This is a genomic window from Sandarakinorhabdus oryzae (assembly GCF_009733735.1).
Taxonomy (GTDB): Bacteria; Pseudomonadota; Alphaproteobacteria; order Sphingomonadales; family Sphingomonadaceae; genus Sandarakinorhabdus; species Sandarakinorhabdus oryzae.
The window spans coordinates 1-10,840 of record NZ_WNJP01000095.1; the positions used below are offsets into that span (position 1 = coordinate 1).

Genomic DNA, 10,840 nt, shown 5'->3' on the forward strand with positions numbered 1-10,840 from the left:
CGGCGACCGGCTGGCCAGCGCGCGGCAGCAGGCGCGACAGGGTGGCGGCATCGGTGCGTTCGTTGGCCAGCGCCGCCAGGAAGGCGCGGCGGGCTTCGGCGACGCTGCTGGCCGGGTTGGTCGCGCTGTCATCAAGGGTCATCGCCGAAGCGGCGGCGACCGTGGAAATCGGGGCAAGGGCGGTATCTGTGGCGGTGGCGGGAGCGGCGGCGACCAGGCCCATCAGACCCAGTGCTACCAGCATCGACTTGCCGATCCGAAATTGCATGACCCAGTGCGACCCTTCGTCAAGCGGGAACCGGAGGCATGGCAGGTGCGTTCACTGGAGTGTGGTTCCAGCGTGTAACCCGTCAGGCTTTGCAGTCCCCTCTGCCGCCGGTGAACCCGGCTGACATTGGTTAAAGAGCAGGCGCTGCGTGGGGGAACAACGGGGCAAATGACGCGGAGCGGCCAACCGTTCGACGCGGGCGACGAATTGTGACCTTTGCGTGCCAAAAGCGTGAAACCGCCGGCTGGCGGCCGCCGTAAATGCGGTGTGGCACCGAGTGGTACGGCTGGATGGGCCCCGGCTGATCCCGGTGCGCGAGGGTACCGGCGGCGAATCGTGATCGAATGATGTCCCCCCGACATCGATCCGTTTGCCGCCGGTCAAGTCACCGGTTGCGCGGCGTACAGGGTCTCATTTCAAGCAAGGGCGCGGGCGGCGGCCAGCACAGCCTCGGCATGGCCGGGCACCTTCACCTTGCCCCACAGCTCGGCCACCTTGCCATCGCGGCCGATCAGGAAGGTGGCGCGTTCGATCCCCATGTACTTCTTGCCGTACATGGATTTTTCCACCCACGTGCCATAGGCCTCGGTCACGGCGCCGGGGTCGCTGCCCAGCAGCACGGTCAGGCCATGCTTGGCGCGGAACTTGGCGTGGCTGGCCACCGAATCGCGCGACACGCCAACAACCACCGTATCGGCGGCATCGAATTCAGCCTTGAGCGCGGAAAACGCCTTGCCTTCGTTGGTGCAGCCCGGCGTGTCATCCTTGGGATAGAAATAGAGCACCAGTTTCTTGCCGGCAAAGTCGGCCAGGCTGATCGGGCCAGTGTCGCCTTCCATCGTGAAGGCGGGGGCGGCGGTTCCGGGTTGCGGCATGCTCATGAGTCATCTCCTTCGCTGAATGCCAGCCCCCATGCCACGCGCACCTGTTCCCTGGCGATGCCCAGTTGCTCCACCAGCCCGGCGAAATTTGCCGCACCCAGGGCGCGGGCCAGAATGGCGGCGACCGGATCGGGCAGCGCATCGGGCACGCGGGCGCCGGCAAACAGCAGCCGCAGCCAGATCAGGCAGCGCGCCAGCACGTCGTGGGCATGGGCAAGATCGGCGGGCAGCAGGCCGGCGCCGATCAGTTCAGCCAGTGCCGCTGGCAGTTCCGGATGCAGGCCCTTCCCGCTGGCGAGCTGGCGGAAATGCACGATGAATTCGAGATCGACGAGGCCGCCACTGGCCAGTTTCACGTCAAACCGTCCTTGCGGTTTCTTGGCGGCAGCCATCTCGGCCCGCATCTGCAGCACGGCTGCACGCAGCGCCGGCACATCGCGCGGCCGCGCCAGCACAGCGTGAATGGCGGCCTGCGCTTGGGCGGCCGGCCCGGCAACGACGCGGGCGCGGGTGAGCGCCATATGCTCCCAGCTTTCGGCCTCTTCGGCGTGGTAACGCGCGAAACTGTCGATCGACAGCGCGAGATTGCCCTTCGCCCCCCACGGCCGCAGCCGCGTATCGACCTCATAGAGCGCGCCGGCCGCTGTTGGCACCGACAGCGCGGTGACCAGCCGCGACGCCAGCCGGTTGAAATACTGGCTGGCCGGCAATGGCTTTGGCCCGTCCGACAGGGTTTCGTGATGGCCGGTGAACAAGAAGACGAGATCGAGATCGGAGGCGTGGGTCATCGCCCGGCCGCCGTGCCGGCCCAGGCCCAGCACCACCAGTTCGCCGCCGGACACCAGGCCGTGGGCGCGGGCATAATCCCCGGCCACCGCCGGCAACAGGATGCGGATCGCGGCATCGGCGCAATCGGCCAGGCTGCGCCCCACCGTCAGCGCATCGGCATGGCCTTCGACAAGTTGCGCGCCCAGCTGGAAGCGCAGCTCCGCCGTCCAGCGCCGCACCCGGTCGAGCCGGTCTTCAAGGCCGGCCGCACCGGCGCATAGGCTGGCGAGTTGGGCGGTCAGCGCCGCCGCGTCGGGCAGCGGCAGGAAGGCATCGGGCGCCAGCATCACGTCGAACAGCGCCGGATCGCGCGCCAGCGCCTCGGCCAGCACCGGCGTGACGCCAACCAGATTGCCGAGCAGGCCGACCAGCCGCGGATTGGCGCGCAACAGGGCGAGGAACTGCGCGCCGGCCGGCAGTGCGCCCAGCAGACCATCGAGCCGGCTCGCCGCCGTGGCCGGATCAGCGGCTGCGGCCAGCCGTTCGATCAGGCCCGGCAGCACCGCCTCGAAATCGGCGCGGGCCGATTCGCTCCTCAGCGCGCGATACTTGCCCTGGCGCCAGCTGGCGATCAGCGGCGGCAGCGCCCTGGCCAGCGCCGGGTGATGCTGCTTCAGCCAGGGCTTCGGATCAGCCGGCACCGGCGTTGCATCCGGCGTGGCGGCACGGATCAGCCGGTCGTAGGCGGCTGCCACGGGTTCGGTAATCGACTTGAGCAAGCCCTCAAGTGCGTTGCCATCCTTCAGCCCGCAGAGCCGGGCGACAGCGTGGCGATCGGCGGCGAGGCGCGGGATGGCGTGGGTCTGCTCGTCACGGCGCATTTGCAGCCGATGCTCCAGCGTGCGCAGCGCGCGGTAACTGCCGGCCAGCTGATCGGCCTCCCCGGCCAGCACATGGCCAGCCGCGGCCAGCGCCTGGAGTCCGTCGAGCGTCGCCGGGCAGCGCAGGGTCGCATCGCGCCCGCCCCAGATCAGCTGGTTGATCTGGGCAAAGAATTCCACCTCGCGGATGCCGCCGCGCCCGCGCTTCAGGTCAAAGCCCGGTCCTATGGCCTGCCCGCCCTCGAAATGATCGCGAATGCGCAAACTGACCGACTGGATGTCGCGCACCGCCGTGTAATCCAGGCTGCGCCGCCACACGAACGGCCGGATGCGGGCGAGGAAGTCCGCGCCCATGGCGATGTCCCCGCCGACGGCGCGGGCGCGGATGAAAGCGACGCGCTCCCAGGTCAGCGCTTCGGACTGGTAATAATGCTCGGCGGCCGACAGGCTGATCGACATCGGCGTGATTTCGGACGACGGCCGCAGCCTGAGATCAATGCGCGCGACATAGCCATCAGGCGTCAGGTCCCCCAGGATCGCCACCGCCCGCCGCGCAATGCGCACTGCGGCCTCACCCGGATCCTCGCTGCCGCGCAGAGGAATCAGGTCGGGATCGTGCAGGAAGATGAGATCGGCATCGCTGCTGTAGTTCAGTTCCCGACTGCCCAGCTTGCCGAGCGCCAAGGCCACCAGCCCGCGATTGGGGGCGCCCCGTTCGGCCAGCGCGGCGGCGATCGCGGCATCGATGGCGGCATCGGCAAAGTCAGACAGCGCCGCCGTCACCTGCTCCAGCCCCCACAGGCCGGCCAGATCGGCCAGCGCCACCACCAGCGCCACATCGCGTCGCGCAGCGCGCAGCCGCGGCATGATCGGTTGCGCACCTTCGCCGGCCAATGCCATGGCGGCGGCCAGCGCGGCATCAGGGCCGGCGGCGGCCAGCGTCGCCATGGTCGCTTGACGACCCCGGATCAGGCCCTTCAGAAAGGGCGCATCGGCCCAGGCGGCGATGGCAGCGGTGGTGAGCGGGGCGGACAGGCCTTCCGGCAAAAGCGCCGCCAGGTCGGGTGGGGGAACAGCGGCGGGCAGGGTGAACGCCATGCCCCCTGATGCCAGCCCGTTCAGCCGCCAGCAAGCCAATCGGCGGCAATCGGTGCCGGCCTGATCAATGGGAGAGAGGGACGATGAAAACGAGCATGCACCTGGCCCTGGTGGCCACGCTGGCCCTGCTGGCCGCCTGCAACACCATCCAGGGCGCCGGCCGCGACATCAAGAGCGTCGGCAGCGCCATCGACAAGTCGGCTGGCGCCGCCAAGGATTAAGAGGGAATTTCCGCTGCTTCCGCCTTGGCGCGACGGCGTTCGGTGAACCAGATGCCGATGATCGAAAGCTCGTAGAGCAGGATCAGCGGGATGGCCAAGGCGATCTGGCTCCACAGATCGGGCGGGGTGAGCACGGCGGCAACAATGACCGCGGCGACAATCGCATAGCGGCGGCCATCGATCAGCTGGCGGCGGGTGATGATGCCAGCGCGTTCCAGCAGCATCAGCAGCACCGGCAGCAGGAAGGCGATACCGAAGGCCAGGATCAGGCTGGTGACCAGATCGAGATATTCGCCCATCGCCGGCAGCGCCTGGCGATCGATGCCGCCCACCCCGCCCAATTGCTGAAAGCCCAGGAAGAAGCGGAACGCCGTGGGCATCACCACATAATAGGCCAGCGCCGCACCGGCCGTGAACAGCACCGGCGTGGCAATCAGGAAGGGCAGCAGCGCCCGCTGTTCGCGCTTGTAGAGGCCCGGCGCCACGAAACGCCACAACTCGTTGGCGATGAACGGGAAGGCCATGCAGAAGCCGGCAAAGGCGGCCACCCTGATCTCGACGAAAAATGCTTCGTAGAGCTTGGTGTAGATGAGTTTTGCCCCCGTGCCCGAGGCGCTGACCAGCGGCTGGACGAGGAAATCGAACACCTTGCCGGCCTGGCTGAAGGCAATGGCAAAGGCGATGGCGAAATAGACCACGCAGCGCAGCAGGCGCGTGCGCAATTCGATGAGATGATCGAGCAGCGGCGCCTTGCTGGCGTCGATGTCGGCGCGGTCCATCTCGTGGTTCATGCCTCTTCCCCTTGCGGGGCGGGATCAGCGGCGGGCGCCGGCGCCTTCTTGGCACGCGGCTTGCGCGGCTTCTTCGCCGGCGCTTCGGCAGCCGGCGGCGGCAGTTCGGCCGGCGCGGGCGGCCAAGGTTCGGCTGCGGTGTCAGTCGACACCGGCCCCGAAAGATCGGGCAACGCCTCCTGCGGCAGCGCGGTGGCCTTCATGATGGCCTCGTTCTGGGCCGCCCAGATCTTCTGCATTTCCTCCATCTCGGCCTCGCGCATCATGGCGTCGAAGCCGGTGCGCAGGTGGCGGCTCATGGCGCGGCCCTTGCCCACCCATTGGCCCACCCAGCGCATGGCGCGCGGCAGATCCTTGGGCCCGATGACCAGCAGGGCCACCAGCGCAATGAACAGCAGTTCGGAAGAATCGATGCCAAACATGTCTTGACCCTGGGCCAGCCAAGGCCCGACGCCTCGTGTCAGCCGCGCGCGTCTTCCACCGGGGATTTGGCTTCGGTGCGCGGCGCGTTGGTCACCTGCGGCGGCGCGGGCGGCGTGTCGCCATCATTCAGCCCCTTCTTGAAGCTGTTGATGCCCTTGGCAAAATCACCCATCAGATCGGAAATCCGGCCACGGCCGAACAGCAGCATGATGACCAGGATGACCACCAGCCAGTGGATGAGGCTGAACGAGCCCATGAGCGAAAACCCTTGCAGTTGAACCGAGGACCCACTCCTCTTACGCCCATGGCAAGACCATTGCCAGAGTCTCCAGACGCGCAGTCAGACCCGGATCAACCGCCGCCCGAAGCTCTGGCCGCTGAACAGCCCGCTGAACGCCTCGGGGAGCCTGGCCAACCCGTCGAAAATCTCCTCGCGATACTTCACCTGGCCGGCACGGATCATCCCGGCCAGTTCGGCCTGGGCGGCGGGGAAGCCGGCCATGTCATCAAACACCACCATGCCTTCCATGTGCAGCCTTTTGCCGATGAATTCGCGGGTGTTGTGGATGCCGGGTGCCTCCTGCGGCGTCAGGTTGTAATCCGCCACCTGGCCCGAAATCACGATCCGCCCCTTCATGCGCATCACCGGCAGGGTGCGATCGATGCTGGCGTTGCCCACATTGTCGAACAGCACATCCCAGCCCTCGGCACTGGCCGCTGCGAACTGCGCGTCGAAATCGGCCGCCTTGTAATCCAGCGCCGCATCGAACCCGCATTCCTCCACCAGCCAGCGGCACTTCTCCGCGCCGCCCGCAATGCCCGTCACATTGGACGCGCCCCAGATCTTCGCCAATTGCCCCGCCGTCGCCCCCACCGGCCCGGCCGCACTCGTCACCAGCACGCGCTCGCCGGCCTGCAGATTGGCGACGCGCTTCAAACCAAACCACGCCGTCATCCCCGGCACGCCCAATATGCCGTTCCACAGGCTCAGTGGCACGCCCAGATCAGGCACCTTGGCCAGATAGCCGCGCCCGTTCGACACCATGTGCGTCGCCCAGCCGGTGCCCATCACCAGCTCACCGGCCGCGAACTTCGGGTGGCGGCTCTCCACCACCTCCCCCACCGCAAAGCCGTCGACCATCTGCCCCGGCTGCAACGGCGGCGCATAGGAGGCGCCCGGCGAAAGACGTGATCTTGTGCCGGGATCACAGCTGATGAAACGGTTGGCGATCAGCAGCTGTCCCTCGGCCAGCTCCGGAATCGGCAGCACCTCCAGCCGGAAATCCTCCGGCGTCGGTGCCCCCACGATATGCCGCGCCAAGACGATGCGTTCCATATTGCCAGCAGTCATGCCAGTCTGATCCCTTGTCATCTGGAGCCCATCATGGACCAACGCATCAGCATCGTCACCCTCGGAACCGACGATCTCCCCCGCGCCGTTGCCTTCTGGGAAGCCATGGGCTGGCCACGCAAGGCCCGCAAATTCGACGCCATCGCCCTGTTCCAGTGCGGCGGCCTGGCCTTCGCAATCTACCCGTTTGACAAGCTCGCCGAAGATTGCGGGATGCAAGATCGGGGCCCCGGCTTCGGCGGTTTCACCCTCGCCCACAATGTCCGCAGCAAGGCCGAAGTCGACGAACTCCTCGCCCGCGCCGTCGCCAATGGCGCCACCCTGCAAAAACCCGCCCACGACGCCTTCTGGGGCGGCTACTCCGGCTATTTCTGCGATCCCGACGGGCATCCCTGGGAGGTGGCGTATAATCCGTTCATGGTGCCGGGGCCGGATGGGAGCGTGACGCTGGCAGATTGAAAGGAAAAGAGCAGAGCTGCCTCCGGCGGGCAGGGTCGCAGACCCTGCACCCGTTTGTTTTCGGGCGGCGCCCTGCGACCGCTTCCGGCGCAACCTTGTTCGAAGCAGACGTCATCGTCCGTTAAGAGTGGCCTCGTCGGCTTCTTGGTCCATAAGACGCGCTATTCCTGCTCGGAAAGCGTCAACATCATGATAGTTGGTCAAAAAACAACCGCATAAGCGGTTGTGCGGCTCATCATAGTCGGCCACCTCAAACCGCACACTTAGATCACCGCGGCTGTTGGCCGGCGCGATCTCTATCCGCAGCCTGAGATCCTCTCCCTGCAGCATTTCAAATCCCCACTGGGCAGTTATCGGGCTATCCGCCACAATTGGGAAAACATTCAGCGCCTCGCCGAATTCCTTGACGTCCTGCCATTGAACCCAAAAGCCGCCTTCGCCTGAAAAGCGATCTGTCTGCACCGCGACGTCAAGCCAACCGAAGTCGTCCCGCGTTTGTTTGGGATCGAAGAAACTGGAGTCATACCGGTAGCGAAGGGTGAGTTTGCTCATTCCCTTGTGTTTCGCATTCTCGGTCAATGTCCGCAATTGGGAGCGGGGGTATTGTGCTGAACTGACCGACACTAACGCGCAAGTAGACCCACCCCTAGCCATCACACTCGAAAACAAACGGGTGCAGGGTCTGCGACCCTGCCCGCCGGAGGCCCCCTTTTCTGCCTTCTTTCAGCGCAAATGCGCTTGCGTCCACATGCGGGCGGTCGCAGCATCGTCCTGTCGTCGTTGCGTCCTGACTATCCCTCGCACCGGAGCCTGAAGCGCCATGAGCATTGACGATTATTCCCGCCTTGATGGCCTGGGCCTAGCCGAGTTGGTGGCGACGAAGCAGGTGCAGCCGATCGAGTTGGTTGATGCCGCCATTGCCCGGATCGAGCGGCACAATCCCAGGCTTAACGCCGTGGTGTGGACGATGTTCGATCGGGCACGGGCGATGGCGAAGGGGCCGTTGCCGCCGGGTCGGTTTGCCGGGGTGCCCTTCCTGTTGAAGGATGCGCTGGGGGATATCGTGGGGGCGCCGACGCGGCATGGATCGGCGTTTGTGCCGGCGACTCCATATGAACAGAACGCCAACCTCACCAACCGTTTCCTGGCGGCCGGGCTGGTGCCGCTGGGCAAGACCAATGTGCCGGAATTGACGCTGATGCCGGTCACCGAATCGCGGCTCTATGGCCCGGCGCGCAACCCGTGGGATGTGTCGCGCACGCCGGGCGGTTCGTCGGGCGGATCGGCGGCAGCGGTGGCGGCCGGTATCGTGCCGGTGGCGCACGCCAATGATGGCGGCGGCTCGATCCGCGGGCCGGCGTCGTGCTGCGGGCTGGTTGGCCTGAAGCCCACGCGCGCCCGCACCTCGGTGGGGCCAACGCTGGGCGAAGGCTGGGGCAGCCTGGAGGTGGAGCATGTCGTGTCGCGCAGCGTGCGCGATTCGGCCGCCATGCTGGACGCCACCGCCGGCAGCGAACCCGGCGACCCCTATTGCGCGCCGCCGCCACCGGCTTCGTACCTCGCCGAACTGGCCAATGCGCCAAAGGCCTTGCGCATCGCGCTGGTGCGGGCGCGGCCGGATGGATCGGCGCCGCACGCCGATTGCCTGGCCGCCGTCGATCACACCGCCGCGCTGTGCCGGTCGCTGGGCCATCATGTCGATCTCATCGACCCGCCGGCCTGGTGGGCCGCCGCGTCGCAGCCGTTCACCGTGCTCTATGCCACCAGCCAGGTGATCTTCATCGACAGCATCGCGGCCGCCACCGGCGCCGTGCCGTCGCCCAACCAGCTCGAAGGCTATACGCTGGCGGTGTACGAAATGGGCAAGAGCTTCAGCGCTGCCCAGTATCAGGCCTCGCTGAACGCCATCCACCAGTTCGGCCGCGCCGCCGCCGCGCTGCACCAGACTTATGACGTGATGCTCACCCCCACCATGGGCGCGCCGCCGCTGCCGATCGGCACAGTGGACACCGAATCCGCCAATCTGGAGGTCACCATCGGGCAATTGCTCGAATTCCTGCCCTTCACCACCATGGCCAACATGACCGGCCAACCCGCCATCACCCTCCCGCTGTTCTGGAACGCCGACAATCTGCCGATCGGCACCCAATTCATCGGCCGCTTCGGCGACGAATCCCTGCTGCTGCGGCTGGCCGCGCAACTGGAAGCAGCGCAGCCTTGGGCACACCGCCATCCACCGGTGTGGAATTGAGGTTTTTTAGAAGGGCAAGAAGGCGAACCTCCGGCGGGCAGGGTCGCAGACCCTGCACCCGTTCGCTTTCGGGCGGCACTTGTTGGTTGAACAGGGCCTTTAGATGATTAAGGGGTCCCAGTTGGGCCACAATGAGATTCAGAACTCCGCTTCCCCTATAATTTTCAATTCGCCACGACGCACGCGATCATCGAATTTCGCAGCGTCATAGCGTCCGATAACAATTTCACCGTTCTCGTCCGCCCGGTTCTCGTACCGACTTACGGCAATTTCTCGCACGCGTTTGCTCTTGTCGTTTCGCAATATGGCGAAGAATCGATCGGATAGATCTTCGGGGACATGCCAGTAGAGACGACAAGCCACCGCAAATCGCATTTGCCACGACGGACTTTGCATCAGCTCACGCCAAATTACGTTGCATTCCGGGTGATATCGCGCCACTCTGCTTAGAAGCATCAGCGCATTTTCTCGCGCTCCTCCGAATCTACTATGTAAAACATCTCTAACTCTGCTAATAAATTGATCTACGTCGCCAACACCGTCATTCAGATCGTGAACAGCATCCGTCATTTCCAAGAGTAAAATCTGAGCCTCGGGATCGGAAACATATCTAATGATATGGTTTCTGTCAGTTTGACGACCGAAAGAGGCGAATTTCATGGCCGCTGGCTTTCCATCTCATGATCATGACCGATAGCCCGAATGCCGGCAATGGGTCGCGTAGGTGCGGACCCCAAATCCAGCGCACCCGAAAACAAACGGGTGCAGGGTCTGCGACCCTGCCCGCCGGAGGCTTCTTCCCTATCCCAACTGTTCTTCCAGCAACGCCAGCGCCGCCGCCGCAAACGCCACCATGTTGGCCTGTCGGTCGCTTGATCCGGTCGCGATAGTGCGGGCCAGCTGCACGGGTCCGCTGACCGCCACCACGTCGTGCCCTGCGGCGTGGCCATAGGGATTGCCGTCGGGCCCGGCGGCGCCGGTTTCGCCGATGCCCCAAGTGACGCTGTGCTGTTTGCGGATGGTTTCAGCCATCAGCAGCGCGAAGGGTTCGGTGGCGGACATGAAGCCGCGCACGTCTTCGCGGCGCAGGCCGAGCAGGCGGTGGCGGGCGCGCGGCGTGTAGACGACGGCGCCGCCGAGGTAGAAGGCCGAGGCGCCCGGAACGCTGAGCAGCGCGGCCGAGATCAGGCCGCCGGCGGCGGATTCGGCCACGGCGATGGTTTCGCGGCGAGATTTCAGCTGCGCGCCGATGCGGGCGGCGGTGGCGAAGAGGGGCTCCATGGTCATGGCGGGAGCTTGGCGGGTTGGTGAACGCTGTTCAATGGAAATCCCGGCTTTTCGGCAGGATGCGCACGTCACGGGGGTGGCGGCCGCGGGCGGGCGGTGGTGGCTTGCGGCCGGGCGGGCCGTGGACGAGGTCTTCGCTGGCGCGGGCCAGCGGCGTGGTG

Annotated in this window: 13 protein-coding genes; 3 read left to right on the forward strand and 10 right to left on the reverse strand. The window is 65.9% G+C overall.

The genetic code is table 11. The features are described 5' to 3' along the window. The 3 genes from GJ693_RS10215 to glnE form a co-directional block, all read right to left on the reverse strand. On the reverse strand, positions 1–268 hold a 268-nt coding region (locus tag GJ693_RS10215), incomplete at its 3' end, for a hypothetical protein (protein ID WP_408014562.1). Between the two features lie 416 nt (positions 269–684). Next, on the reverse strand, positions 685–1,143 hold the full coding sequence (locus GJ693_RS10220) for a peroxiredoxin (protein ID WP_156256215.1): 459 nt from the start codon (positions 1,141–1,143) through the stop codon (positions 685–687). A 2-nt stretch (positions 1,144–1,145) separates the two neighbouring features. Further along, a complete protein-coding gene (glnE, locus tag GJ693_RS10225; protein ID WP_156256204.1) occupies positions 1,146–3,896 on the reverse strand; it encodes a bifunctional [glutamate--ammonia ligase]-adenylyl-L-tyrosine phosphorylase/[glutamate--ammonia-ligase] adenylyltransferase in 2,751 nt (916 codons plus the stop codon). Between the two features lie 95 nt (positions 3,897–3,991). On the opposite strand from glnE, the gene GJ693_RS10230 reads away from it, so the two are divergent. Continuing rightward, complete coding sequence (locus GJ693_RS10230) at positions 3,992–4,117, forward strand: entericidin A/B family lipoprotein (RefSeq protein ID WP_235902807.1); 126 nt, start codon at positions 3,992–3,994, stop codon at positions 4,115–4,117. Here GJ693_RS10230 and tatC read toward each other — a convergent pair. The 4 genes from tatC to GJ693_RS10250 all read right to left on the reverse strand — a co-directional run bounded on the left by tatC (position 4,114) and on the right by GJ693_RS10250 (position 6,682). Continuing rightward, positions 4,114–4,908, reverse strand: a complete 795-nt coding sequence (gene tatC / locus GJ693_RS10235) for a twin-arginine translocase subunit TatC (protein WP_156256206.1) — start codon at positions 4,906–4,908, stop codon at positions 4,114–4,116. The genes GJ693_RS10230 and tatC overlap by 4 nt on opposite strands. Then, a complete protein-coding gene (gene tatB / locus GJ693_RS10240; protein WP_156256207.1) occupies positions 4,905–5,330 on the reverse strand; it encodes a Sec-independent protein translocase protein TatB in 426 nt (141 codons plus the stop codon). The genes tatC and tatB overlap by 4 nt, the downstream gene beginning before the upstream one ends. Before the next feature lie 38 nt (positions 5,331–5,368). Continuing rightward, complete coding sequence (locus GJ693_RS10245) at positions 5,369–5,587, reverse strand: twin-arginine translocase TatA/TatE family subunit (protein ID WP_156256208.1); 219 nt, start codon at positions 5,585–5,587, stop codon at positions 5,369–5,371. Positions 5,588–5,671: 84 nt separating this feature from the next. Further along, the gene (locus GJ693_RS10250) at positions 5,672–6,682 is read right to left on the reverse strand and encodes an NADP-dependent oxidoreductase (protein WP_235902808.1); all 1,011 of its coding nucleotides are present in this window, start codon (positions 6,680–6,682) and stop codon (positions 5,672–5,674) included. Positions 6,683–6,715: 33 nt separating this feature from the next. On the opposite strand from GJ693_RS10250, the gene GJ693_RS10255 reads away from it, so the two are divergent. Beyond that, positions 6,716–7,141, forward strand: a complete 426-nt coding sequence (locus GJ693_RS10255) for a VOC family protein (protein ID WP_156256210.1) — start codon at positions 6,716–6,718, stop codon at positions 7,139–7,141. Positions 7,142–7,252: 111 nt separating this feature from the next. Here GJ693_RS10255 and GJ693_RS10260 read toward each other — a convergent pair whose 3' ends face one another. Then, positions 7,253–7,693, reverse strand: coding sequence for a hypothetical protein (locus GJ693_RS10260; protein ID WP_156256211.1), 441 nt, complete (start codon positions 7,691–7,693; stop codon positions 7,253–7,255). A 268-nt stretch (positions 7,694–7,961) separates the two neighbouring features. Between GJ693_RS10260 and GJ693_RS10265 the strand changes: the two genes are divergently transcribed. Further along, positions 7,962–9,392 carry an amidase gene (locus GJ693_RS10265; RefSeq protein ID WP_156256212.1) on the forward strand — a complete coding sequence of 477 codons (1,431 nt, stop codon included), beginning with the start codon at positions 7,962–7,964 and terminating at the stop codon, positions 9,390–9,392. A gap of 138 nt (positions 9,393–9,530) precedes the next feature. On the opposite strand, the gene GJ693_RS10270 is transcribed toward GJ693_RS10265, so the two are convergent. Next, positions 9,531–10,052, reverse strand: a complete 522-nt coding sequence (locus GJ693_RS10270; RefSeq protein WP_156256213.1) for a hypothetical protein — start codon at positions 10,050–10,052, stop codon at positions 9,531–9,533. 141 nt (positions 10,053–10,193) lie between these two features. Beyond that, positions 10,194–10,679: a CinA family protein gene (locus tag GJ693_RS10275; protein WP_156256214.1), complete on the reverse strand. Its 486-nt coding sequence runs from the start codon at positions 10,677–10,679 to the stop codon at positions 10,194–10,196. Between the last annotated feature and the right edge of the window lie 161 nt (positions 10,680–10,840).